The sequence below is a fragment of the Bacillus sp. SRB_8 genome, assembly GCF_003264205.1.
GTDB classification, from domain to species: Bacteria; Bacillota; Bacilli; order Bacillales; family Bacillaceae_G; genus Bacillus_A; species Bacillus_A mycoides.
In genome coordinates this window covers 1-23,443 of the sequence record NZ_NADT01000008.1, presented here as the reverse complement: position 1 = coordinate 23,443, position 23,443 = coordinate 1, and the positions used below count along the sequence as shown (strand labels likewise).

General features: G+C 35.9%; 28 protein-coding genes, 1 tRNA gene and 1 pseudogene. 23 read left to right on the top strand and 7 right to left on the bottom strand.

Features of this window, described 5'->3' with window-relative positions; genetic code table 11:
- Window positions 1-488 precede the first annotated feature (488 nt).
- The 16 genes and pseudogenes from B5P40_RS06900 (at window position 489) to B5P40_RS06825 (ending at window position 12,235) form a co-directional block, all read left to right on the top strand.
- Window positions 489-698 carry a helix-turn-helix transcriptional regulator gene (locus B5P40_RS06900; RefSeq protein ID WP_000428506.1) on the top strand — a complete coding sequence of 70 codons (210 nt, stop codon included), beginning with the start codon at window positions 489-491 and terminating at the stop codon, window positions 696-698.
- Between the two features lie 2 nt (window positions 699-700).
- Window positions 701-1,078, top strand: coding sequence for a hypothetical protein (locus tag B5P40_RS06895; protein WP_060751875.1), 378 nt, complete (start codon window positions 701-703; stop codon window positions 1,076-1,078).
- Between the two features lie 28 nt (window positions 1,079-1,106).
- Complete coding sequence (locus B5P40_RS06890; protein WP_002011459.1) at window positions 1,107-1,289, top strand: DUF3976 domain-containing protein; 183 nt, start codon at window positions 1,107-1,109, stop codon at window positions 1,287-1,289.
- Between the two features lie 126 nt (window positions 1,290-1,415).
- Window positions 1,416-1,782: pseudogene (locus B5P40_RS06885) on the top strand (hypothetical protein).
- Window positions 1,783-2,039: 257 nt separating this feature from the next.
- Window positions 2,040-2,210, top strand: a complete 171-nt coding sequence (locus B5P40_RS06880) for an SDR family oxidoreductase (RefSeq protein ID WP_113709009.1) — start codon at window positions 2,040-2,042, stop codon at window positions 2,208-2,210.
- An 18-nt stretch (window positions 2,211-2,228) separates the two neighbouring features.
- Window positions 2,229-3,128, top strand: coding sequence for an ABC transporter ATP-binding protein (locus B5P40_RS06875; RefSeq protein ID WP_113709008.1), 900 nt, complete (start codon window positions 2,229-2,231; stop codon window positions 3,126-3,128).
- Entirely contained in the window at window positions 3,121-4,362 is a 1,242-nt protein-coding gene (locus B5P40_RS06870) for an ABC transporter permease (protein ID WP_113709007.1), read from the top strand. The genes B5P40_RS06875 and B5P40_RS06870 overlap by 8 nt, the downstream gene beginning before the upstream one ends.
- A gap of 1,085 nt (window positions 4,363-5,447) precedes the next feature.
- A complete protein-coding gene (locus B5P40_RS06865) occupies window positions 5,448-5,696 on the top strand; it encodes a polyprotein (protein ID WP_113709006.1) in 249 nt (82 codons plus the stop codon).
- A 2,011-nt stretch (window positions 5,697-7,707) separates the two neighbouring features.
- Window positions 7,708-8,538 (top strand): hypothetical protein, encoded by an 831-nt coding sequence (locus tag B5P40_RS06855; RefSeq protein ID WP_113709005.1) that lies wholly within the window; start codon window positions 7,708-7,710, stop codon window positions 8,536-8,538.
- Window positions 8,539-8,599: 61 nt separating this feature from the next.
- Window positions 8,600-8,764, top strand: a complete 165-nt coding sequence (locus tag B5P40_RS32690; protein ID WP_181462933.1) for a hypothetical protein — start codon at window positions 8,600-8,602, stop codon at window positions 8,762-8,764.
- Between the two features lie 39 nt (window positions 8,765-8,803).
- Window positions 8,804-9,115: a BRO-N domain-containing protein gene (locus B5P40_RS06850; protein ID WP_113709004.1), complete on the top strand. Its 312-nt coding sequence runs from the start codon at window positions 8,804-8,806 to the stop codon at window positions 9,113-9,115.
- A gap of 470 nt (window positions 9,116-9,585) precedes the next feature.
- Window positions 9,586-9,831, top strand: coding sequence for a hypothetical protein (locus B5P40_RS06845; protein WP_113709003.1), 246 nt, complete (start codon window positions 9,586-9,588; stop codon window positions 9,829-9,831).
- A gap of 242 nt (window positions 9,832-10,073) precedes the next feature.
- Window positions 10,074-10,964, top strand: a complete 891-nt coding sequence (locus tag B5P40_RS06840) for a phage major capsid protein (protein WP_113709002.1) — start codon at window positions 10,074-10,076, stop codon at window positions 10,962-10,964.
- A gap of 73 nt (window positions 10,965-11,037) precedes the next feature.
- A complete protein-coding gene (locus B5P40_RS06835; RefSeq protein WP_113709156.1) occupies window positions 11,038-11,604 on the top strand; it encodes a hypothetical protein in 567 nt (188 codons plus the stop codon).
- Window positions 11,605-11,616: 12 nt separating this feature from the next.
- Window positions 11,617-11,814 carry a hypothetical protein gene (locus B5P40_RS06830; protein ID WP_113709001.1) on the top strand — a complete coding sequence of 66 codons (198 nt, stop codon included), beginning with the start codon at window positions 11,617-11,619 and terminating at the stop codon, window positions 11,812-11,814.
- Window position 11,815: 1 nt separating this feature from the next.
- Window positions 11,816-12,235 (top strand): hypothetical protein, encoded by a 420-nt coding sequence (locus tag B5P40_RS06825; RefSeq protein ID WP_113709000.1) that lies wholly within the window; start codon window positions 11,816-11,818, stop codon window positions 12,233-12,235.
- A gap of 456 nt (window positions 12,236-12,691) precedes the next feature.
- Here the strand turns inward: B5P40_RS06825 and B5P40_RS06815 are convergent, their stop codons facing one another.
- The 5 genes from B5P40_RS06815 to B5P40_RS06795 all read right to left on the bottom strand — a co-directional run bounded on the left by B5P40_RS06815 (window position 12,692) and on the right by B5P40_RS06795 (window position 15,709).
- Window positions 12,692-13,114 carry a hypothetical protein gene (locus tag B5P40_RS06815; RefSeq protein WP_113708999.1) on the bottom strand — a complete coding sequence of 141 codons (423 nt, stop codon included), beginning with the start codon at window positions 13,112-13,114 and terminating at the stop codon, window positions 12,692-12,694.
- Window positions 13,115-13,161: 47 nt separating this feature from the next.
- Window positions 13,162-13,464, bottom strand: coding sequence for a hypothetical protein (locus B5P40_RS06810; protein ID WP_113708998.1), 303 nt, complete (start codon window positions 13,462-13,464; stop codon window positions 13,162-13,164).
- Between the two features lie 142 nt (window positions 13,465-13,606).
- Window positions 13,607-14,389 carry a helix-turn-helix domain-containing protein gene (locus tag B5P40_RS06805; RefSeq protein WP_113708997.1) on the bottom strand — a complete coding sequence of 261 codons (783 nt, stop codon included), beginning with the start codon at window positions 14,387-14,389 and terminating at the stop codon, window positions 13,607-13,609.
- Between the two features lie 153 nt (window positions 14,390-14,542).
- Window positions 14,543-15,463, bottom strand: a complete 921-nt coding sequence (locus B5P40_RS06800; RefSeq protein ID WP_113708996.1) for a tyrosine-type recombinase/integrase — start codon at window positions 15,461-15,463, stop codon at window positions 14,543-14,545.
- Window positions 15,464-15,636: 173 nt separating this feature from the next.
- A tRNA-Val gene (locus B5P40_RS06795) sits at window positions 15,637-15,709 on the bottom strand.
- Between the two features lie 408 nt (window positions 15,710-16,117).
- Here B5P40_RS06795 and B5P40_RS06790 point away from each other — a divergent pair.
- The 3 genes from B5P40_RS06790 to B5P40_RS32685 all read left to right on the top strand — a co-directional run bounded on the left by B5P40_RS06790 (window position 16,118) and on the right by B5P40_RS32685 (window position 18,253).
- Window positions 16,118-17,026: an IS982 family transposase gene (locus B5P40_RS06790; protein WP_113708995.1), complete on the top strand. Its 909-nt coding sequence runs from the start codon at window positions 16,118-16,120 to the stop codon at window positions 17,024-17,026.
- An 80-nt stretch (window positions 17,027-17,106) separates the two neighbouring features.
- A complete protein-coding gene (locus B5P40_RS06785; RefSeq protein ID WP_142936356.1) occupies window positions 17,107-17,844 on the top strand; it encodes a hypothetical protein in 738 nt (245 codons plus the stop codon).
- A 244-nt stretch (window positions 17,845-18,088) separates the two neighbouring features.
- Complete coding sequence (locus B5P40_RS32685) at window positions 18,089-18,253, top strand: hypothetical protein (protein WP_181462932.1); 165 nt, start codon at window positions 18,089-18,091, stop codon at window positions 18,251-18,253.
- Between the two features lie 152 nt (window positions 18,254-18,405).
- Here B5P40_RS32685 and B5P40_RS06780 read toward each other — a convergent pair whose 3' ends face one another.
- Window positions 18,406-19,704: a YncE family protein gene (locus B5P40_RS06780; protein WP_113708993.1), complete on the bottom strand. Its 1,299-nt coding sequence runs from the start codon at window positions 19,702-19,704 to the stop codon at window positions 18,406-18,408.
- 162 nt (window positions 19,705-19,866) lie between these two features.
- A complete protein-coding gene (locus tag B5P40_RS32680) occupies window positions 19,867-20,022 on the bottom strand; it encodes a hypothetical protein (RefSeq protein ID WP_181462931.1) in 156 nt (51 codons plus the stop codon).
- A gap of 283 nt (window positions 20,023-20,305) precedes the next feature.
- Between B5P40_RS32680 and B5P40_RS06775 the strand changes: the two genes are divergently transcribed.
- From B5P40_RS06775 to B5P40_RS06760, 4 genes are all read left to right on the top strand, one after another.
- On the top strand, window positions 20,306-20,533 hold the full coding sequence (locus B5P40_RS06775; RefSeq protein WP_000251865.1) for a hypothetical protein: 228 nt from the start codon (window positions 20,306-20,308) through the stop codon (window positions 20,531-20,533).
- A gap of 154 nt (window positions 20,534-20,687) precedes the next feature.
- Complete coding sequence (locus B5P40_RS06770) at window positions 20,688-21,974, top strand: D-alanyl-D-alanine carboxypeptidase family protein (protein ID WP_002126097.1); 1,287 nt, start codon at window positions 20,688-20,690, stop codon at window positions 21,972-21,974.
- A gap of 196 nt (window positions 21,975-22,170) precedes the next feature.
- Complete coding sequence (sipW, locus tag B5P40_RS06765) at window positions 22,171-22,740, top strand: signal peptidase I SipW (RefSeq protein ID WP_113708992.1); 570 nt, start codon at window positions 22,171-22,173, stop codon at window positions 22,738-22,740.
- A gap of 66 nt (window positions 22,741-22,806) precedes the next feature.
- Window positions 22,807-23,394, top strand: coding sequence for a CalY family protein (locus tag B5P40_RS06760; protein WP_000172837.1), 588 nt, complete (start codon window positions 22,807-22,809; stop codon window positions 23,392-23,394).
- The last annotated feature ends 49 nt before the right edge of the window (window positions 23,395-23,443 follow it).

Sequence of the window (23,443 nt, the reverse complement as noted above, 5' to 3'; positions counted from 1 at the left end):
ATATTGGAATAATAAGCGCTTTCATTGATATTATACAACAATATAACGGAATATAGTATAAAAAATAAAAAATTATGAATTTACCATAAACTTTATCTCGATAGTGTTAAATATCGAAAGGAAAATGAAGGATTTCTACAAAAAAAGTGGCTATACATAAAAAATGCTTCATAAACCGTTAGTTTCTATAAATATGGCGAAAAATAACGTAAAAACAATAGCGTATTTCACCCGATAAAGAGCAGAATGAAACATTTTAAAAGGATAAAACAAATATGGAGATATTAAATTTTCATAAAAACGGAGAGGAGATATAGTAACGGCTATATACATTGTTCCATGTTTCATTTCAAAATAGACGTGCTGAATTTGAAAAAGTTTCTTCTATATAAATAGAATGAAAAATAGACGAAATGAATGTAAAGGAAACTTGACGTAAAGTTTCCTTTACATATATACTCGGTATAAGGAAGGAGGGAGAAATTTCCTTGGAAAATAAAATGGTTGAATACCGAAAAAAATTTGGACTATCTCAAGAAAAATTGGCTGAGAAACTTGGAGTTTCCAGACAAACCATCATTTCAATTGAAAAGGGAAAATATGATCCATCACTTCCGTTAGCATTTGAAATAGCAAAAACATTTCAGACAACGATAGAACATGTATTTATTTATGAAGGAAAGGAAGAGGGGGAATAAAGATGAACTATTCACAAAAGTACTTCGTTATGATGGGAATTATTTTTCTATTTATGAGTGGATTTATGATATTAACAGGTATAATGACGCATTCTGCACCACCGGCTCCAACGTATACATTGCTTGCGATGATGATTATGTGTTTTTGCTTAAGTTACTTACACCCGCAATTTAAAGAAAAAGACGAGCGAATGAAGCTTATTCGTTATAAAGGGATGTTCGTGACCTTTTTTGCACTAACCGCATATTATCTTCTTTTCTCTATCGGCTTAAACTTAAAAATACTTACACTATCTGCTACTGAACTATTAAACATACTTATGGCACTTACGATGAGTACAGTTTTTATATCGTTTGTTGTTTTATCGAAAAGATATTAAGATGTAAAAGAGAAAGGAAGATTAACATATGCAAATGATGTATGCTTTTGGCATGGGGCTTGTATTATTTTTAGCGGTATTCTTATTTATTCGTAAAGACGTTCAAGGCGGGACGTTAACGAAAAGAGGATTTTATAAAATGATCGGCTGTTTAGTTGTTATGTTTATAGCGATTATCGTAATGATCGTTTTAATTAATAAAACATTATAGAACTTAAAAACGGAACCTTACTTTTGTAAGGTTTTTCTGTTTGAAAATAAAACAAAAATTACCATAAAATCCATTTGTTATCTATACTGTATATTATATAATCCAATGAAATGATAGGTATGGAGAATAGTATATGAAAAAAAAGCTATCTTCTTTATAGCAGTATGTCTACTACTTATAGCTAGTATTACTTATATAATATGTAACAAACGAGAACAAGTGCCACCTATGTTAGTATGGGAGAACCAAGAATACTACGTTACGAATGAACCTGCCAAAGCAGAAGAAGCCGGGCAAAAACTTGGAGAAGTGACGAAGAAAATTGAAGCAAGTAAAGCACCTACTAAAAATAGCTAATCTAATACATTACAAGAAAAAACAGAAGTATTCACAATGATTGAAGAAAAAAGATGATCAATCGCCTTTAATCATAAAGGAACCTTTTGGTGACGAATATAGAATCGTAAGACCGATGTTAAAACAAGTATTATAATATAAATGAAGAAACAAATTTTTAATAGAGAGTAGTGAGCGGTATGAGATGGAAAGCAGGAACTTTTGAAAAGATAGAAACGAATGATTTATCTATTGAGCAGCTTAAATGTGCCTATAAGTTATTTTAAAGTACATAACGAAAATTTTTTTAAAGAAATACTTTATGAAAAAATTAAAATATGCAAAATTGCATATTGGTTATTCTAAATCTTATGCTAACCTTATAATGAAAAATATAACATTTGTTGGTAATGAATGATTTTTGAAGGAAATAAGTTATTAAAAAAGATACCATATAGTGAAAATGTTGAAAATTCAGATTTTGCAAATGTCATTTTATTTTTAATGTCTGATAAAAGAGATGCCATAAGAGGTCAAAATATTGTGGTTGACTGGATATACAATTGTATAAATAAATCATCTTGAGAATTAAGGGTGTGGATAATGAGTTTACTAATTAAAGATTTAACAAAGAAATTTGACGAGCATGTTGCAGTGAATAATTTGAATATCGAGATACTAAAAGGTGAAATTTTTGGATTCTTGGGCGGGAATGGAGCAGGTAAAACGACTACATTTCGAATGATACTTGGCCTTTTATCGAAATCAAGCGGAACCATTTCATGGAATGGTAAGCCTATAAATTATGATGTAACGGATAAGATTGGGTATTTACCCGAAGAACGTGGGCTTTATGCGAAAATGACTGTCAAAGAACAAGTTAACTTTTTTGCAAAATTAAAGAACATGAAAAGTAAAGATGCAGAAAAAGAACTTCACTATTGGCTGGAGCGTTTTAATATTACTGAGCATCTGAACAAAAAGGTAGGAGAACTTTCAAAAGGGAATCAGCAAAAAATTCAGCTGATAACAGCGATTATACATAAGCCTGAACTCTTAATTTTAGATGAACCATTTAGTGGTTTAGATCCAGTAAATGTTGAAATGTTAAAAGAAGCTGTTCTTGATATGCAAAAACAAGGGGCGTCGATACTTTTTAGTTCACATCGTATGGAACATGTGGAAGAGTTATGCCAACACATTTGTATCATGCACAAAGGAGTACCTGTTGTTCAAGGAGACATCGCCAAAATTAAAAGTGACTTTGGTAAAAAGAATGTTGTAATCGTTGGCGATCATGACTTTGACCATTTGAAAGAAATAAAAGGTGTAGAAAGTATGAAGAAACGTAAAAATGCAGTTACTCTTAAAATTTCATATGAAGAAGTTTCGCATGTTTTATTTAAAGAAATAACGAAGTTAGGGTATGTTAAAAAGTTTGCAGTAGAAGAGCCTACATTAAATGATATCTTTATTGCGAAAGTAGGTGCGCAACATGAGTAGTTTCTGGACAATTTTTTTACAAAACTATAGATCTAAGGTGAAATCAAAATCATATTTTGCTATTACAATAATAATTTCTATGTTAATTATAGGATTGATGAATTTTGACAAGATTTATAACTATTTTGCAGGTAACGAGGACGATCAAGTTGTTGTTGTTACAGAAAAAGAAGAATTATATACAACTATTAATCAAGTGTTTAAAAATGTCGATAGTAAGATACATGTTAAGCGTAGTACGGATAAACCAAAAGCAGAATCAGGTGTTAAAAATGGTGATTATACATATGCAATCGTTGTAGAGGAATTGGATAATAAACAACTAAAGGCTATGTATATAACTGAGACAGATGTAAATCAGCAAGATGTTAGCAAGGTTCAAACTATTTTATCTCAAATACAATCTTCTAATTTCGCTCAGCAATTGAATCTATCGCAAGATGAATTAAAGGTGTTAACAACGCCAGTAGAAATACAAACCAAAACTGTTTCAGATAAGGTTAAAGATGGAGAACATACAGAGGGTGTAGGAATTTTAATTAATACCTTTATCATGCTAAATTATGTAATGATATTAATGTATGCTGCACAATTAGCTACAGATGTTGCAACAGAAAAATCTTCTCGTGTAATGGAGTTAGTTGTTTCAAGTATTTCGCCTACAAAACATTTATATGCGAAGCTCTTCTCAACATTATTGGCAGGTATTACACAAATAATAATTTGGGGCTTGGTCGCAACTGTAGGGTATAAAACAGCAATTAATGAATCGAAAAATGATATTTTAAATAGTATTGATTTAAATTCTATTGCTCCTACTCTAGTGTTTTATGGGATTCTATTCTTCACATTAGGATTCTTATTATATGGCTCATTATCTTGTCTACTCGGCTCTGTTATTAGTCGTATAGAGGAATCTTCTCAAGCTGTTATGCCGCTGACATTTATGTTAATTGCTGCTTTGTATATCGCACTTTATGGAATGTCAAATCCAAGCAGCACGGTTGTTACCATTACTAGCTATATACCTTTTTTTACTCCTATTGTTATGCTCGTACGAATTGGATTCCTCAATATCCCAGTATGGGAGATTGCGCTTGCATTAGCGATTCTATTAGCAACAATATGTATGATGATTGGTTTAACGAGTCGTGTTTACCGCGGTGGCGTATTATTATATGGTAAAGGTGCATTCAGTAATATAAAAAAGGCAATCAAGTTAGGGAAAAAATAAGATTGGCCTATTCATATTTAAATAGACTACATAGTTAATCTATGTAGTTCTTTGTTGTTACAAAATATATATAAATAAATATAAAAATTATTGTATTAGGCTATTTTTCAAAGAAAACTTTAAAAAGCTCCCAAGAAGAGAGTGAAGAATTGAGTTCTGGCGAACAACGCAGAGTGATGATTGATATAATTTATGTCTTTCTCAAGAATTGAGGAAAAGAAGTAGGGGAAAATGGTAGAAATATAATATTAGCGATTGATGAACCGGAAGTTTCACAGAATCTTACGCAATGTTTCAATCGAGATGAATATAAGTTGAAAGAAAAGGATATATTTACTGGTTTTTGAAGATATGTAGAATATTACAAGTTTAGAATCGCACTTTGCTATATCACGGTGAACGATATTACAAATAGCAGTAAATCAAATAAAATAAAGCTAGCTTAGATTGAATTTTTTTGTCTAAAATATTGACTCAAATCTAATAAGAGATTTAAAATCATAAGTTTATTTTCATATGAAAAATTAATCGTTAACCAAAAGAGAGCTATTGATCAAATCTTGAACAGTATATAAAAAATTTATTATAAAAATAATATATTGATTTGCTACATAAAGAAAGCCCCTTGACTATTAAGGGGTTTCTCATATGATCCCGACTGGCCTCGAACCAGCGACCTCCACCCTGTCAAGGGAACTTCCCAGTGGACTGTAGAGGTTTGGGATCAGTAAAACTTATATGTATCAAGGCTCTCAAGTTATTATCCTCATTGAGAACTACTTCAATTAGAGTTTCTTAAGTGAAATACTAAAGTAGTTTTAATATTTAGTCAACCCTCTTTTGCTACGACCTCCACAGTTTTAGTCTTTGAGTTAACGTTCTCAAGGGAGGTATTGTAAATGATTATTAACTAATAGATTCACTGAGACAGCAAACTAACAAGGTGTACTATTCAGACAAAACTTGTGAGTTAGTATTCGACAAAAAGAGGGTGACTAAATAGGCTAACTCAGGTGGTATTGATAGGGAAAAATTTGGGAATAAATAGAATAACTATTTATGAAAACTAAGAGGAGGAATATAAAATGTTTAAGTGGTTTAAGAAGTGGGTTAACTGGCACGATAATCTAGATCAGGCAGCTATTGAGTTTTATATCGGTGACGATAGAGTCGTTCTCATAGGTGCTGATGCAATGAACTTTATAGCTAACTTTAATAAGAAATACAAAACTCTATATGTTGAAAATAAATTAACTGGAATGAATATACGGTTCAAGGTGTACCACGTGGGTACCTACAAGAGAACAACTTATAAAGTAGCAACTGGGAGGTAGGAAACTAATGGATCCAGCTATAATGCTTCACACTAAATAGTTTCACGCACCCCTCGATGTGGTCGTTTCTCCCAAGTTATAATATCGAACAGTTATGAAAGTATAACTATCTAGCTACTTCCTCTACAGTGAACAGTCACTATCGTTCCAGTAAACCCTCCCTAGTAACACTGTATAGAATAGTGCATAATCCCTACCCTATTCCCTACGAGACCGCTATCTCCTATGTATATCTATACAGCAAGTACTCATAGATACCATACAGATAATTATACAGTCTATACCTAGGTAGGTACACTAAGAGTAGGTGGCTCTAAGGCTTAAGCCTGTTTGTGCTTCCTCTCAATGACTTCGTATAAGCTATATTATGTTAACTAGAGGACGTATACTTGTTAGATGTAACAGTGGAGAGGATGAACGAGCAGGAACGCCTATGAGCTTCTCTGTGGAGTCAGTAACTGATTTGCACCACCTCTAGGGGTGAAGTGTCTAACGGGGAAATCTGGGGCTTCTCAGGGCTATTCCTGTTGGTCACTTTCTCGTTGGCTGACTGTCAGTAGCTCCACTGGTGGTGGCGTGCTCGGGGGGTGCTCTCACAATCAGGAGGCGTAGGGGGGTGTACGTATACGCATGTAAACATATGTAGTAGAAATTTATTAGGAAAATCGACCCCCAAAGTTTTACCCCATGAGCCAGTACACCTAGAGTTTTCCACCTCAGCAGTAAATTTAAAAAGTTTTCTCCCAACATCGAGCCTTAGGGAGTTGCAAGATGCAACCACCTAACAGGACACCTACAGGGTTTTTATAAAATATTTATCTCCCAAAGTTGAACCCCTAGAGTCAGCCCCCAGTAGCAACCCCCTAAGTTTCACCTACAGAGATCGGCTATCTCAGGTATTACTCAGGGACTATGCTCAACATAGGTCGTCCTCATAAGGTATTTAAATATATTCATATATGAGATAGTAACCCCCCTAGAGTCGGCAACCTACTTGAAGTATCCGTTAAACGGAGAGTTAGTTTTACTACCTAAGTTAACTTGTGAGATGAGACAAACCCAGTAAGGTGTAGAAATTAACTCCTAAGTTACCGTATAGTCTACCTCAAGTGTTGATACATAGGAGTGAAATACACAGGATACGCCCCCTGAGGTAGTTGTTTTACTACAATATCTAAAAAGAGTTAACTCGATAGGTACCACTTGATAGAAATACCTAATTAGGAATAACCAATAGGTAATCATAGAGAAAGAAAAATAAAAAAGGTCTATAAGAGGAGTAACTCTAAGAGTATCCTATCAAGTAGTAACTATCCGATGAATCGGAAAGAATAACCCTGATAGGATAAACTAAGAGATGCCAGCTCATATAGGTATTAGGTATTAAATGATTTTAAAACAATAACTATGAGGAAGCAGCAATAGAGGTTAAGCTATCAGGTTATAATCTTCTCGTAAACGAGATAGACAAGCCTTGATAGAATAGCCTAATAGATCTCCGTCTCAGGTTTTTGTATTTATGTATTGAGAAAGTAGAATCTAATTAGGAATATCCCAGGAGGCAGCCAATCAGGCTTGTCTCTTTTTGTTATGCCTAACGAGGACGGACAAAGGAGTTTTTTCTTTTATAGTTATATAGTAGTTGGATTTCAACATCAATAGAGCTGGACTAAGTGGTTTGACTTAGGAGAGGTAGCTGAGTTGGTTTATATAAGAGTTAAGAGATAGTTCAGCCTAAAAAGTGCCTTGAGCCTTACTCTCACAAGGGATTAGCTCAAAATAACATGTGCGGTTTCATGTGCATAAATCGGCTAACATGTGCGGTTTCATGTGCATCCATTTATTGGATATACCTAGCGTACTACTAGAAAAGTTAAATAAACAAAGAATTTATACATATATCTTGTGTCTTATTTTGAAACGTAATAAAATATAAAGAGAAGGAAAGGTAACATATAATCATATCACACAGTTGACTAACTCGTCAAATACAGTTATTGGAGGTAGACAAATGATTACAATTAAGCAAGCAAAGGAAGTTTTACACGATGCAGGTTATCAAATGGGGTCACCAGCTCAGCAACAATCTAGAAAGAATTATGCTATTAAGAAAAGCGAAATGAGTGAGAAGCGGTTTGCTATGCAGGATGTTACTAATTATGAAACTATCAGAAATCAGCTAACTCAGGGACAAAAAGGAGTTCTCCTACTGTTAACAACTGCTATGAAGGTTAAGAAAGGAGGACAACTATTCAAAGGTCAGTTTGAGCGTTTAACTGTAGAGGATGTATCCAGTATGATTGACAAAAAGAGGAGACAAACTAACGATATATTAATCGAGCTGGAACAAATAGGAGCTATTTCCAAGGAGAAAGTTGGAAAGAACGTATACATTAACATTGTAGAGGATTTCTACCTCTGTGGTTTTATGGAAGAGAAAAGACCAATGGTCAAGATATTCAAGAAGAGACTACGAGAGGTAGCTGGTTTACTATCACTCAATGAGATGGGATTTCTAGCAGACATACTGGCTCATGTACATTGGACAACTCATATTATCTGTAGTAATCCTACTGAGCCTGATGTTAGCAAATTAGAAGTATGGAGAGCGAAAGATATTGTTGAGGTACTTGGCTACTCTAGAAACTTTGTTGGTGCAACTCTGAGGAAGTTTAAGCGAAATGAAATCACAATGGAGATCGGAACTATTATAGATGTCATCTGTTTGGATCCTGAATTGGTACACCGATCTGCTAAAGAAGTTACCCTGATGGATATCAAAGAGGTGGCTCGTAAGATTCACCTCTCCAGTTCTAATTATCGAAACGCAAACAAAAAGTAATCCCCTACCAATGATCCACAAGGTACACCCCACCACATTAACCCCCCAAGGAGGAAAACAAATGAGCATTTATTCAAAAGAAATAATCCTAGAGATATTATCTGAATTGAAATACTACGGTAAAAATATAAGCGAGGTAGCGTTCTCCAGAGATCGTCCCCAGTTGTTGGAAGCTATAGAATTACACTTTGGTTCTTTAAATAATGCACTTCACGAGCTGGCCTGATTAGGTTCAGCTCTTTTGTTGTCTAAGGGGGGAATATTAATGAGTAACTTAACAGTAATTCACCAACAAGAAGTTTTAGGGCAAGGCTTTAAAGTTTATGGAACTGTGGAGGATCCGTTATTTCTTGCGAAGGATGTAGCTAATTGGATTGAACACACGAACTTAACTATGATGCTGAAACAAGTAGATAGCGAAGAAAAAATAAAGCACAACTTGGGGGTAAACAATAATTATACCCAAGTTGGACATGGTGGTTTACGAGAAAACACGGAATTTTGGTTCTTAACCGAGGAAGGTATCTATGAATTACTAATGCTCTCTCGCAAGCCAATCGCCAAACAGTGGAGGTAAAAGAAGATATTAGCACGGTAGTAGCACTACTACTATATAGTAGGCAAACAAAAGAGCACACTACGGTAGTCTTACTATATATATGAACCCCACAAAAGAGGATACCGCACTGAACTACTGAGAACTTCCCGCCCCCTTAGTCTCAGTAGTTGCGTGGGGTCGTCCTCCATAGTATCCCCTTTTCATTGTACCTACTGGAGCACGGAAAACTCCAGTGGATCACCCTTTTAGCTTTGCGTAGTACTACCGAGTCTCCTTCAGAGAGAAAAATCACTTCCTCGGTAGTACTACGGAGAGTTAATCTCCATGTCCTAGATTAAATCAGACATATGTATATAACTCTCCTGGGGTTTGGTGATGGGGATCGCCTACATATGCACGCTCCACTGGTACGAGCTGGTGGAGTCTTTATTTAATTACAGATGAATAGACAAATAGATGAATAGAAAACTAGATAGGAGAGATGAAATATGCCATTAAAGTTAACTGAAAAGGAATTAGATATCAAGATTGTAATGAATGAAGCTACACGAGAGCGATACCTCAAGTACAAAGAAATCACAGGTTGCTCTAACTCGGCTTTTGCTGTGAAGGTGGGCTTTGGTAGGTGTACGATTCAGAATTGGCTTGCTGGAAAGTTCGATTTTTCTCAGCAGAGTCTAGAGCATATACAGTTCATTATTGGTAGCACTCAAGAGCAACTGAGAAGCATTTAACTCCTAGATAGCTCCAAAGTAAAACGAAAGTAGCATACACGAGTTGGGATGAACGCTGAACCTGTCAGACTAACAGGGGAGTTCTTCTGTCTCGTGGCTATTAATGAGAATACGAGCAGAGTTTTACTCCTGAGGTTTTGCTCACTCGTATTTTCATTAATAGTTTAGCCTAAACAGGCACTTACCACTATTACCATAACTAAATGATTGTCTATCTCAAAGGTAGACTGAGGAGGAAACACATGAGTGATATGATTTTGGGTCAACATCCATTACTAAAGAAGGTATTTCTAGATCACCGCTTCAAAGATTTAACAGAGAAACGCTTCATTGCTGATACACTATTTACAAAAACTACTGCTGATGCTTTAGCTATCAAGTACTTCCAAGACACTGATGCAGACGCTAGTGGGCGTTACGCTTACGAGGAAGTGCCAGAGGTTGGTGAAGGAAGTTCATACAAACGAGTTGGACTATCAGAGCAAGCAAAACTAGCTATGATTCGTAAGTATGGTCTAGAGATGGCGTTCTCTTATGAGATGCAACGCTTTGGTTCTACTGGTCAGTTTGAACGTGGCTTCCGTAAGTTATCTTCCTCGGTGGTAAATATGGTTAACTCGCTTGGTTATGATCGCATCGAGAACGCTAACGGAAGACTTGGACGCACAAAGTCAGGTGCTACTAGTGGAACAGTCGATGCTTACTGGAATAATGTAACTCTTGGAGCAGACCAAATGATTAATGACATCGTAGATGCTCAAACAGAAGGTATTAAAGCTGGCTACGAGTACGACACAATGGTAATTTCCCCTAAAACACACGCTCTCCTAGTGAAAAATAAACAAATTCGTGACGCTCTGAAAGTTAACAATACAGATATTGCTTTATTGAAAGGCTATATCGGTACACTGTTAGGGATGGATATCTTAGTTGATATCAACTTTGGAGATGACAAAGCCTTATTTGTACAGCGTGGTGCTATTGGTGATATCGCTGATGCTGATGGAGGTTTACGCTCTATGACGTACAACCAAGATGAGGACGAGACTACAATCCTACGAGTTAGCCGATTCGTAGAATGCTACATCACAGACCCAAAAGGTATCTACCTGTTACAAAACATTGAGGGTTAACAAAGACATAACTAGGGGGTAGCCATATAGGTTGCTCCCTTTCTTTGATTATAGACTAAACGAGGTGAAACATATGAATTACACAATAGAGAAATACAACGAGGTTGGCCGACTAACAGAATCATTCTCAGAAGAAGGACAAGACCTACTAAAGGATGCCGAGTTATTTTCTACTGGTACACACAGAGGGAGAACCTATACAGTCGACCATCTAGAAGCATTGGCTAGCTCGTTTAACAAAGAGGACATGATACCAATCCAGTTAGATCATAGCGAGTCGGTAAAAGATACATTGGGTTTCTTGGAGAGCGTATCTGTAGTAGGTAATAAGCTAATTGGTAAACTACGTATTGTAGAGGATTCCATTAAGCAGCGAGTACAAAAAGGGTTAGCCAAAAAGGTTTCCATCTCATTCTACACAGACAAAGAAGGCAACCCCTCACGGATTCGAGAAGTCTCTCTCGTAGCATTCCCTCAACTAAAAGGTGCTCAACTGTTCTACGAGCAGGAACAACCCCTAAAGTACAGCCCTCAAGAAGTTTACGAGGCTTTCTCGGTGACTATGGAGGCAATAGCTCAGGAAGAGAAATCCTTTAATGAAGAATACAAACAGTATGTTAAATCATTAGGAATCAAATAGGAGGTAGGCTAAATGAATAAAGTAAAGATCGTAACCCCAACAGGTGGCACTCTAGAAGTAACTATAGATGATGGTAAGCTAGCTGAATTCATGAGCTGGATCGAACGAGAGGAGTCTGACTTGTTTCCTATCTCAGTTGATACTAACAAGACAGTATACCTGACTAGTACATCTGTACTACTATTCGCAGTAACTAAGGAGGGGAACTAATATGGCTAGGCCACATAATCCAACTGGAGGGCCAAGTACCCCTGAGGGGAAAGCAAAGGCACTCAAGAATCTAACTCCAGGTAACTACATTCACGGGTTGTATCTGAAGGACTTTAAAGCAGATCTAACTGAGGAGGAAAAAGCTTGGTATAAAGAAACGTTCGAACACTACCAAGAGAAATACGAGTTGGACAAGCTAGATTTAGAAACACTTGACCTAGCTCTGATTAACCTAATTAAGGCTAGACGTAAGAATGTTAACATGGAGTATGCAGTCAATGAGAAGGTAAGTATGGCAGACTTTGAGAGTCGCTATATTAGGTTAATAGACGAGTTAGGACTATCTCGTAAGTACCGCTTGTCCAAGGGTAATATTGAGAATCCTAACACGTTTGATCCATCAATGTTATTTGATAACTAAACCATCTGAGGGGGAATGCTATATGTGTAAGTATAGATGTTATGTTAGATGGACTAGTGGAGGCAAAGGATACCTAAGTAACTTTACTACTGAGACGGATAAAGGATCTAGCTGGCTCCATAGTGATATCACAAAGAGTTATAACAACCAATTGAGATACACCATAGATGGAAAACTAATAAATGTGGAAGTAGAGGAGATAGTAGCTAATGAGAAATAACCGTAGAGAGAAACAACTGAGATGGTCACTGTGGCTTTACTTACTCGTGTATGGTCTGCTTGGGTGTCTTGTCATGTTCGTGCTCATGTAGGTATATCTAGAAAGTAAAATACCGAGATTCGCATTCTGAGGAGATTATCTTTTCCTAGTTGATACTAGCTAGGTAAGGTTAACTCTGTAGAAGTGCAATCTCGGTATTTTTGTTATCTCCGCTTATTAAGAGGAGTGTTTACTTATTAGAATTCACCTATTCTTGGATTACCTTCTTGAATAGCTTCACAGTAGCCCTCGTACTCAACTAAGAAGTCGTCCCATGCCTGTGCTAACGTGTCACCTGTAATAGTTGATCTGTCTAGTAACCTTTTGTATTCATTCTCGGTAATTGTATCTGGTACGTCGTTCAATTCAGTTACCGCTCCGATATCGTTCTCTTCGGCCATTAATAACTCCATGATTACGTCATCTAACGGATGACTTCTGTCAGGTAAGATTAGTAGTTTTACCTCTCGTAGGATATCGACCTCTGTGTGTGCGATGGATTCAATTAAGTCGATGTTTTCTTCGGTAGTTTCAGCCTCCTGTAATTTTAACTCTACTAATTTTCCTACTAGTCCGATTAACTTTTCCTCTACTTGTTTAACCTCAATAGTGTTTGTCATTTTACATATCCCCTTTAGTTTTAGTTTAGTTGTACCTGTGAGACGGCTTACTTACCGATAGTAGAAACTACCTCGGCGATAAACTTACGGTGCTTCTTCTTGAAAATCAGAGAGTTGTCTTGAGAGGCAAGTCCGATCTTACCCTTCTTATAGCCTGTTTTTGGTGTAAACTTGAAGCTGATAACTCCTCGTGTGAACAGTGATGGCTTACGAACATCCACCTTAGTAATATCCTCGAAGTAAATATCTATCGTTCTTTTACCTAGAAGTCTATTAATCATATTAGGTTTGATTGTTACTTTCTCGTTGTCTACTGTTAATTTCCCTGTTACTAATTTAACTGATTTCATTTTACATACCCCTTTAGTTTTATTTGTTTTGTTACTTCTATTTTAGCTACGTTTCAAAATAAGACACAAGATATATGTAAAAATTCTTATTTTGAAACTATCATATGGGTTATTACTTCTTGAATTAAAAGTTCTCCTCAGATTAATCTTGTAGGAAATTGAAAAATTTATTCTTCAGCTTTCTTTGCTCAACAGACATCATCTTTGCGAGAACGCCAAATAGGTAACCTTTGAAGTCTTTTCTAATCTTGTTCATCTTCAGAGCAAATACAGCTTGTTTAAACGCAGAAATCGCCACCTCAGTTGTATCAATTAAATCGGGTGCATACTTGTTTGTAGCCAATTTAACTTTCCCCCACATAGCATAGATTTCCTTAGCTGTATCAAAGAAAGGGGATACTGTTTTGATAAATTCCATTGGTACACATGAGTTAGCCAAATAAGATACATCTAACGCATCCAGCTCAATAGGTGCGCTATTACGTATCTTTAATTCTTTAGAGCTTTTAGCTTTAAGTGTAATGGCTTCTTCCCTGTGAGATGGCTCGTCAGGTTGCTCAGGAGTAGGCTCTACAGCTTCCTTACAAGATGCCAGCTCATGGTGACGCTCAAAAGGATTAATTACACAGATAAATGCTGAGTAGCCACCCTTAACAGGTTTGAATTGTTCAATGCGAGTAATGATACCTAGCTCGCTGAAACGTTTGAGGGCACGCTGAATAGTACGTTTAGAGTATCCTGTTAGATCAGCTAACGTGTTATTTTTTAAATATGAAACTCCCACGAATTTACATGAGTAGTTTGATAGCTTTAGAAGTATTACTCGCTCGCTATCTTTTAAGTTATATTCCTTAAGAGTAAAATCAATAGTTTTGTCCATCTCAGCTACTGAATCAAATGATATGTATTTTCGTAGTTCCTTCATTATAATGTTCCTCCATTTTTATAGAAGGAACACCCCTTGAGCTAGTACCAATAAGCATGATACAATAGCAAACAAGAAAGCTCCTTCGAGTTTTCCTCCAAGAGAGCCCTGTCTGGTCGCCAAACTAAGAGCAGGGTTCTCTTTTTATTTGTTTTAAATCTCAAGTGAATTAAGTGGATTAAACTTATCGTTTTGCTCTCTCAAGGCAGTTCCCCAAAGAGCAAGATACCTCTCAGTCATTCTTAAGTTGCTGTGTCTTAGCATTCTTTGAAGAGTGAAAACGTCCATACCAGCCATTAAGCAACGATGAGCAAAAGTATGACGGAAAGTATGTGCTGATAAGCGAACGTCAGTAAAGTTCATTACTTGTTTGAGTCGCTTGAACATGAGTTTGATGCTATTAGGGCTCATCTGTTTCCCTTCTCGTGTGGTAAATACGTACTCTGGGAGTTTTCCAATTTCACGTTCTATAAACACTTTGTACTCACAAAGCTCCTTTACAAGCTTGTCTGTGAGAGGGACAGTTTGTTGCTTTCGAGCTTTACCGAATAAGGTTACTGTTTGGTTTACTAAGTCCAACTCACTCCAGCGAATGTTAATAAGCTCACCAAGCCTTGAGCCAGTTCCTAAAAGGAAAACAATAATAGTGTGATCTCGATAAGCGTATAAGCTTTTATCTCTTGTTTTAAGCCTTCTGTAGTAACTCAGCATTTGCTTGATATGGTAATCTTGAAAGACCTCAATTTTTATATCCTCTTTAGCCAACTTCATTTTACGAATAGGGTTTTCTTTCTCAGTGATAATGTCCTCATGTTGTAAGTAGTTAAAGAATATCTTGAGGTGGTGAAGCTTGGTGTTTCTTGTTACTACATTGTTTTTTCTTGTTCGTTGGCAATACATGAGATAGCTCTTAACAGTTGCCTCTCGGATATCTCTTGTATCGATGAGCTCACGCTCAGAGCAGAATGCTTGGAACTCATGCATGGTAGCCATATAAGATTGAATTGTACGAGGAGACAGATTAGCGAACTCTTTTTCCTCTTTGAAATCCTTCATAGCAAACTTAAGTAGCATTTTCTTTTCAGTCCTTTCTCAGTTTTATGGAAACAAAAAAAAGAGGACTACCCCTGAGCCAGCTGATTTGCTGACTAGAAGTAGTCCTCTTTTAACTTGTGGTGTCTGATGGAGACCTCCACAGTTTTAGCTTTTGAGAATGTCCTCTCAAGCCTTGATACTATTGAGTTTTATGATCCCGACTGGCCTCGAACCAGCGACCTCCACCCTGTCAAGGTGGCGCTCTCCCTGCTGAGCTACGGGATCTTCAAAAATGCTTATGTAATAGCATCTTTAATCATTATGCTAAAGCAATTATATATAATTAACTGAAATTTTACAATATTTTTATAGTAAGTTTTTAAAGAGGGAGCATGTGCAAGTATATTAGTAGTGAATAAAGGGAGAATTAATAAGAAGAGAACTGAATAGAAAGTAGGTTTTGAATGTAGCGGTTATATTATTTTCGATATTTATCTAAAGGATTTTCGTCACTTAGATCAACAAGTAAAGGACATAAGAATAGCAAAGGTAAAGCGGCGTTAGCATGATGAAAGGTATCATTAGACATATATTACCTGTGGTGCTAGTTGATTTAGAATCTTTAAAATGATGGAAAAACATAAAAAGATTGCATATATTTAACTCAAAACGACCAAGAAATGAGTGAATGATATGCAATCTCCTAAATACACAGATAATTATACAGATACCCACACAGTTTTCAATCAAATTTTAGAAATCGTCGTTAAACTATATAAAAAATGTGTACCAACCAAAATTAAAAATCGTAAGAATGTTGATAGATTGGTCCAACCTGATACTGTGATAATTACTTGTGTTTTATGGGGGTTAATGCTTGGCTACACCAGTCAAAGAGCCACGTACCGTGCGTTACGAACCATTTTATCTTTCAGCGAATTCCCAAGCAGAACACGATACACTCGCCTTTGCGCTAGTTTAGTTTATGCTATAAAAATCATCCGTTTCTTTTTTGTGAAGCAAAAAACTAAAAACGTTACGACAGCAATTGTTGATAGTTTTCCGAGCCCTTTTTGTAAAGAAATCCGAAATCGATGGGCAAAAGTTCTGCGTTCAATCGCTGAGATTGGCTATAATTCTACCAAGGAAATGTATTATTATGGAGTTAAAATAAGCGCGGCAGTCACTGAAACTGGTTTTCCAGTAGCTTATGTGGTTAGTTCACCTAAAATCCACGATATTCAACTACTGGAAACCCTAGCTAACGAAGCTCACGTCACCCATATTCTTGGTGACAAGGGCTATATCAGTAGTTCTATTCAAGAAAAAATAGCCCAAAAGGGCGTCACAGTCACCACTCCATTACGCAAAAATATGAAAGATGCAGACAAAATCAATGATACTTTATTAGGTAAACGACGCAAAAGAATTGAAACAGTCTTTTCATCCTTAGAAAAATTAGGGGTACAAGATTTTAGAAGCCGCTCCATATTAGGATTTGAAAGTAGACTAGAAAGCATTTTGCTTGTTTATTGTCTTATGCTAAATAAGGCTAGGGAACGCTTTGGGAATACCTTGAAATACTCTTTAGGGTGCTTCTAAATCAACTAGCACCACGGGTAACTATGGAATTGCAATTAGAAAATTTACCAAGCGACAGAATTATTAAAGTGAACGGAAAAGTGGGGAAACCGTACCCTATATACAAAGACAACAATTATACCAATGATATGTTTGGTTATGGTTTAGATTTAGGAAACAAGAAAATAGACAAACCTATTGAGGCATATGAAATTCCTACAAATGAAGAAAAAGTGAAGTATCTAAAAAGATCTGTTGGGTATGCGAAGATAACAAAAGCGTACTGCTTCAAGGATTGTCACTATGTAATTTTAGAATGTGTTGGAAAAGAAGATGGTGAAATAAGTTACTCTGCCTATATTGACTTCCAAATGATCAATATAAGATATGACACAATTGAAGAAGCGATATTAGGTGTACTGGAAAACAGATTCAAAGGAGGAACGACTCCACCAGGTTTAGCTCCGATATTAGTACATGCAGCAGCTCATTGTGGAGTTTTATTAGAAATGGAGAACTTCCAATACAATGCGTTAGAGAAGAAGTTAACCGAACAAGAAAATAAAGCGAAATTAGATAAGCTAATGCAACAAGACTTATTTGGATGTGAAGTTGATGATTTGATAGTAATCGGTGAGTATGAGTATGTTATTGTAGAGATTACAACTAAGAACAATTCTAAATTGTACTATCCGTACTACAATTTCAATACCGACATCTTACCTACTAATACAATAGAGAGTGCTCTGATAAACTTGCTGGCGGATAAATACCAACCGTATAGCAATGAGGCATCACTGTTCTGTAAACGTCTATTACAGCTAGATAGGCAGGTTTAAATACATACTCTATTAATAGAGAACAGAAATGTATATCCTTATCCAATATTAAAGAGAAACCCTCTGATACGTAGTTATACAAACTTTACGTGTCGGAGGAGTTTTTTTCTCTATATACATTGAAACCATAAGTGCAATAAGGTAAGATGTACCAAACAAAAATAACTAAACATACGAATGTGAAAATAGTGTTGAAGATACGAGAGGATTTATTGGAAAGTTTCTCTAAACAGGGGTGATTATTATGATATATGCATGGGCAAGGGATAAAAAAGATAGACCGAAGCTAACACAAAGAGACTACGAGAGATTTAAAAAAATGAAGGACGAAGTAGACAAGAAAAACGAAGAACTAATAAAACTGGCAGAAGAGGTACGGAAGAAAAATAACAAACCATCCGACCAATGAATATTATTCTTAGGTTTCAGATACAGCCTAGTAGCATCATTTCCTCATATACACCTTCAAGACCCTCCCTATGAAAAATAAGGAGGGCTTTTCTTTTTTCAGGTACCAAAGACCTACGTATTCCACTAAAAACCGTTCTGTTTCACCTTATCCTAAGGGAGGACCGCAATCCCAGAAGACAATCTATCGAATTTGATTAAATCCACAACAATATTCGTTAGGCCATCAATCACTGAAACGGTTCTATCTGCAAAATTTGTATTATACACACGGTTAGTTAATGGGTTTACCGCAACTCCAACTGGTTGTTGCCCAACCTGAATTGTGACCAGCACAATGTTTTTATCCCCATCTATTACCGAAACAGTACCATCACCAAGGTTTGTAACATAAAGTCGCGGTGAAAAAGGATGAGATAGATTTATTGCAATTTGTTGAGGCGATTCTCCCACTACTATCTCGTCTAGTATTTTATGTGTAGAACCATCCACAACTCTCACACTCTTAGTTAAATTATTTACAATATAAATCTGATTATTAATAGTGTTCACCGCTAAACCAGTTGGATGACTTAAACCCAAAATAACTCCAAAAACTATATTAAGCTTCCCATCGATAACAAAAACATTTTCATTCTCGTTATTCGCAACATATATTCTATTCGTAATAGGATTAACAGCAATATCGAAAGGTCGTTTCCCAACTGGTATGGTATCAATCACTTGATTTAAAACCCCATCAATCACCGAAACAGTATCTACTCCGAAATTGGCCACGTATATTCTGTTAGTGACAGTATTAACTGCAATTGCTCCAGGTTGTACGGCAGGAATTCCTCCAGTACCCATTTGAATCACAGTGATAAGCGCATTTGTTAGAGTGTCGATTACCGAAACTGTATCCCCGTTAAAATTTGTGACATATATGCGATTCGTAACTGGATTAACCGCAATTCCAGACGGGGATGTCCCACTCAAGACTTTTGTAATAATAAGATCCGTATTGCCATCAATTACCGAAATGGGTTCACTAGCGTTATTGGGAAGGGGAGGGACATCCCCATTTGTAACATAAATTCTGTTTTTAGGAGGAGGGACCTGACACTCTATCTTTGCTTTTTTGGATATAGAAGCAGAACCTTCTTTAATTTTAGTTGAAGCAGTTATTGATATCTCAGTGGATTGCACACCGGATTTTATATCGACAACTGAGGAAAAGTTCCCCTTTTTATCAGTTGTCGCTGAGGAGATAGGATTAATTTCTGGAGAAGCGCTCTCGAACTCCACAGTAGCATTTGTAATAGGTTGTCCTCCACAAGTAACTGTCCCAGATAACTGAATAGAGCAATTTTTCGCAGGAGAAACATCGAGCGTAATCTCTGGTGTGCAAGGAGACGGGGATGGTGGTTGTTTTTGAGGTGGTATTGGAGGTTTTTTCTTAGGAATAGGCAAACAGCAAAACTCCTTTCTGAAATTGGATTTATTATATTAAATGCAATAAACAACACTAATGATAGTGTGTTTGTACGCAATGGGAAAATAATAGAGTAGTGTTATTGATTTTTGAATAAAAGATTTTGTAGTGCTGAACCCTTTCGATAATAGAATTAGACATTACCTAATAAAACTCCAATTTAATTCTGAATTAACTAGCACCACAGGTATATATTGTCTTTCGAAACAATACGGACAATCTTTTTCAAATGTCACGAGTATCGACCATACATCTTTTACTTTCCACTTCGTTTTACAATATGTACAACGCGCCATGGAGTTCCTCCTCATTTTAAGGTGTTTTCTAATATATTCTATTTGATCGTACTAAAGTCAAGTGTAGTTGGTGTGATAGAATATAAGTTGGTTTGTTTTTTTATATGGATGTATTCCGTAATTTATGACTAAATGAATGTAGTGTGAGGGTTATATAATAAGAGATTTTCATTTTTAATATGCAAATTGGCCAATATATCCTTTTTACAATTTTCAAGAAATCATGTATAAAAGAAGTACAAGATATTTATAAATATTCAGAAGTAGAGGGAGAATTATTGTAATGGTAAGAAAAACGTTCAAGATGCGCGTATCTAGAAATAGAACGATTTCGATTAATGGCTCAATTCTTGATGTGGATGTTACACATGATGAGTTTTTACAAGAGTTTGTTGAGTGGGTCGATTCTAAAGGTTGGTCGTTTATGGGGATGACAGATGAGATTACACCTGAGGAAGCTAGTCAAAATTTAATAGACTCATTGATTGATGAGAAGGATAAGAAAGAGTAATTCCTTCTTATTTTTTGTTGTATATTTATGTTCCTAATCGTAAAAGTGTGATATAGTAAAAAAAGTGAATATTCTTCCAAATTAATACAAATTACATATAGGTTGGTAGAGGTATTTTATAGAATGTGAAAGTAAAGGGAAAAGGGAGAGTCATATGGTAAATTTTAAGAAAATTTCGGTTTTTGTTATGGTTATTTGTTTATTTTTTTTGACACCTATGACGTTATATGCTGAGACGAATATTGGAGTAAATCCGGAGCAAGTGGCACCTCCACCTGCGGAAGGGCCGAATGTTTTTAGTCAGTTTGCGACTACGATTGATGCGAAAACAGGAGATATGTTGTACGACAAAAATGCACATCATCGTGCGTTCCCTGCTAGTATGACGAAAGTGTTAACGGCGATTTTACTGATGGAGCATACGAAGCCAGAGGATCAATTTACGTTTTCACAATTAGCATTAGATCAAGAGAAGAGTAATTATCAAATTGAGTTTCACCCTGGTGAGACTATTAATAGAAATACTGCACTTATGATTTTAATGGTGCTGAGTGCGAATGATGTGTCGTATGCGATTGCGGAGCGTATTGGAGGAAGTGTTGAAAACTTCGCCAATATGATGAATGAAAGGGCGAAGCAATTAGGGGCTAAAGATAGTCATTTTGTAACGCCAAATGGATTGCATGATCCAAATCATTATACGACGCCATATGATATGGCCATGATTACGAGAGGTGTGCAAAAGTATCCTGAAATTTTACAAGCGATGAATACGAAAAGAACGACGGTTACGACATCTACGCAAACAGTTTCTATTTTTAATAAGTCTACTTATTTTGAAAATCCATATAGTATGGGTGGTAAGACAGGATTTACGAATGAAGCACGCAATACGCTCGTTTTATTAAATGAGAAGGATGGTAATCGTATTATAAATGTAGTAATGGCTTCTCAAAGACCTGAAATTTATGAAGATTTGAAGCAGATGGCGGAATATTCTTTTGGGCAATTTACGAAGCAAACTGTACTAGATAAACATAGTTGGCACCAAAAGGCAAAGTATTTAAATAAAGATGTTGATTCTGAGCTGGAAAAAAGTGCAGAGCTTATGCTAAAGAAAGATGAAGGGAAAAATATAAAAACGGCTTTTCGGGTTAATTCAGTGGATAAAGAATCTTTGTATCAAAAAGGAATTCATCGCGGTGAAGTAGTTGGTGCGGTAGATATTATAAAGAATAATCAAACGATTGCGACTATAAATGTTCTTTCAAAAGAAGATGTTACTTTTGCGATGCCTAAAAAAGATACAGTTGCACCTGAAGTAAAGGAATCGAATGTGAAAGTGATAAGTGTTGGAATAGGTGCGATTTTATTATTTGGAGCGATTTTATATGTAGTGCTGCGCCGAAATAACCAAGGGATGAAATCAGAAGAAAAATAAATTGCTAGTAGACCGTGATGAGATTTTGTCACGGTCTTTTTTGTATGCATTTCAAAAATGATTTAACTAATAATTGTAAATTTTCTTATTGCATTTCCAAATCGTTCGTTATATTATTTACTTGTGTTCTTGTTAGAGAACTAAATGAATATTGTATACTTCAAATAACATAAAACAACGGAGAGGGAGAGAGACGATGAAATTAGTTTGGAAGGTGATTAGCAACGTTATCTCATTTGTTTTATTTGCGGTAATGGTTTGTTTAGCTTTTGTAGTTATTTCTTCAAAAGCGAGTGGCGGGGATCCAACAGTGATGGGATATCAATTTAAGAGCGTTCTTTCAGGATCGATGGAACCAACATTTTTAACAGGATCAATCATTGCGATAGAGCCAACGAAAGATGGTTCTAAATATAAAAAAGGTGATGTTATTACGTTTAAAGAGAAAGATGACAAAATTATCACTCACCGTATTATCGGTGTGAAAGATACAAATGGAAAAGTAATGTATGAAACAAAAGGGGATAACAACAACGGACCAGATTTAGCACCAGTACTTGCAGAGAATGTAATTGGAAAGTATGCAGATATTACAGTTCCATACGTTGGTTATGGACTGAATTATGCGAGTTCAAAAGCGGGAGCAGCATTACTTCTCATTATTCCTGGAGTCTTTTTACTTGGCTATTCCGCAATTTCTATTTTTGGCGCTATTCGTAGCATTGACGGAGAAAAGAAAGATAAAAAAGTAGAACAATCCGTCTAGTTCGTTTGGTTATACTTTCCGTTTAGGAAGTTAACAAATATATATATATATTAAGGGGATATGGACATGACTTTAAAGAAAAAATTAGGAATGGGTATCGCATCAGCAGTATTAGGAGCAGCATTAGTTGGTGGAGGAACATTTGCATTCTTTAGCGATAAAGAAGTGTCAAATAATACATTTGCGGCTGGTACGCTTGATTTATCATTAAATCCATCAACAGTTGTTAATGTATCGAATTTAAAACCTGGTGATACAATTGAAAAAGAATTTAAACTAGAAAATAAAGGCTCTTTAGATATTAAAAAGGTTCTATTAAAAACAGACTATAATGTAGAAGATACGAAGAAAGATAATAAAGATGATTTTGGTAAACATATTAAAGTAACATTCTTAAAAAATGTAGATAAGCATGAGACGATTGTGAAAGAAACTACATTAGATAAATTGAAGGGTGATACACTTACAGCAGTAAATAATGATTTAGCTGCTTGGTTCTGGGATGAAAAAGGTATTTCTGCAGGTAAATCTGATAAATTCAAAGTGAAATTTGAATTCGTTGATAATAAAAAAGACCAAAATGAATTCCAAGGCGATAAGTTACAATTAACTTGGACGTTTGATGCACAGCAAGGCGATGGTGAAACGAAATAATAATGACAACAAAAAGAGACTATCAAATGGTCTTATCCCTGTCAAGTAG

Bases quoted from the DNA above. Each gene is read 5' to 3' on its own strand.
- B5P40_RS06895 (WP_060751875.1), top strand. From the start codon at position 701: ATGAACTATTCACAAAAGTACTTCGTTATGATGGGAATTATTTTTCTA.
- B5P40_RS06890 (WP_002011459.1), top strand. From the start codon at position 1,107: ATGCAAATGATGTATGCTTTTGGCATGGGGCTTGTATTATTTTTAGCG.
- B5P40_RS06880 (WP_113709009.1), top strand. From the start codon at position 2,040: ATGATTTTTGAAGGAAATAAGTTATTAAAAAAGATACCATATAGTGAA.
- B5P40_RS06875 (WP_113709008.1), top strand. From the start codon at position 2,229: ATGAGTTTACTAATTAAAGATTTAACAAAGAAATTTGACGAGCATGTT.
- B5P40_RS06870 (WP_113709007.1), top strand. From the start codon at position 3,121: ATGAGTAGTTTCTGGACAATTTTTTTACAAAACTATAGATCTAAGGTG.
- B5P40_RS06865 (WP_113709006.1), top strand. From the start codon at position 5,448: ATGTTTAAGTGGTTTAAGAAGTGGGTTAACTGGCACGATAATCTAGAT.
- B5P40_RS06855 (WP_113709005.1), top strand. From the start codon at position 7,708: ATGATTACAATTAAGCAAGCAAAGGAAGTTTTACACGATGCAGGTTAT.
- B5P40_RS32690 (WP_181462933.1), top strand. From the start codon at position 8,600: ATGAGCATTTATTCAAAAGAAATAATCCTAGAGATATTATCTGAATTG.
- B5P40_RS06850 (WP_113709004.1), top strand. From the start codon at position 8,804: ATGAGTAACTTAACAGTAATTCACCAACAAGAAGTTTTAGGGCAAGGC.
- B5P40_RS06845 (WP_113709003.1), top strand. From the start codon at position 9,586: ATGCCATTAAAGTTAACTGAAAAGGAATTAGATATCAAGATTGTAATG.
- B5P40_RS06840 (WP_113709002.1), top strand. From the start codon at position 10,074: ATGAGTGATATGATTTTGGGTCAACATCCATTACTAAAGAAGGTATTT.
- B5P40_RS06835 (WP_113709156.1), top strand. From the start codon at position 11,038: ATGAATTACACAATAGAGAAATACAACGAGGTTGGCCGACTAACAGAA.
- B5P40_RS06830 (WP_113709001.1), top strand. From the start codon at position 11,617: ATGAATAAAGTAAAGATCGTAACCCCAACAGGTGGCACTCTAGAAGTA.
- B5P40_RS06825 (WP_113709000.1), top strand. From the start codon at position 11,816: ATGGCTAGGCCACATAATCCAACTGGAGGGCCAAGTACCCCTGAGGGG.
- B5P40_RS06815 (WP_113708999.1), bottom strand. From the start codon at position 13,114: ATGACAAACACTATTGAGGTTAAACAAGTAGAGGAAAAGTTAATCGGA.
- B5P40_RS06810 (WP_113708998.1), bottom strand. From the start codon at position 13,464: ATGAAATCAGTTAAATTAGTAACAGGGAAATTAACAGTAGACAACGAG.
- B5P40_RS06805 (WP_113708997.1), bottom strand. From the start codon at position 14,389: ATGAAGGAACTACGAAAATACATATCATTTGATTCAGTAGCTGAGATG.
- B5P40_RS06800 (WP_113708996.1), bottom strand. From the start codon at position 15,463: ATGCTACTTAAGTTTGCTATGAAGGATTTCAAAGAGGAAAAAGAGTTC.
- B5P40_RS06790 (WP_113708995.1), top strand. From the start codon at position 16,118: ATGCAATCTCCTAAATACACAGATAATTATACAGATACCCACACAGTT.
- B5P40_RS32685 (WP_181462932.1), top strand. From the start codon at position 18,089: ATGATATATGCATGGGCAAGGGATAAAAAAGATAGACCGAAGCTAACA.
- B5P40_RS32680 (WP_181462931.1), bottom strand. From the start codon at position 20,022: ATGGCGCGTTGTACATATTGTAAAACGAAGTGGAAAGTAAAAGATGTA.
- B5P40_RS06775 (WP_000251865.1), top strand. From the start codon at position 20,306: ATGGTAAGAAAAACGTTCAAGATGCGCGTATCTAGAAATAGAACGATT.
- B5P40_RS06770 (WP_002126097.1), top strand. From the start codon at position 20,688: ATGGTAAATTTTAAGAAAATTTCGGTTTTTGTTATGGTTATTTGTTTA.
- sipW (WP_113708992.1), top strand. From the start codon at position 22,171: ATGAAATTAGTTTGGAAGGTGATTAGCAACGTTATCTCATTTGTTTTA.
- B5P40_RS06760 (WP_000172837.1), top strand. From the start codon at position 22,807: ATGACTTTAAAGAAAAAATTAGGAATGGGTATCGCATCAGCAGTATTA.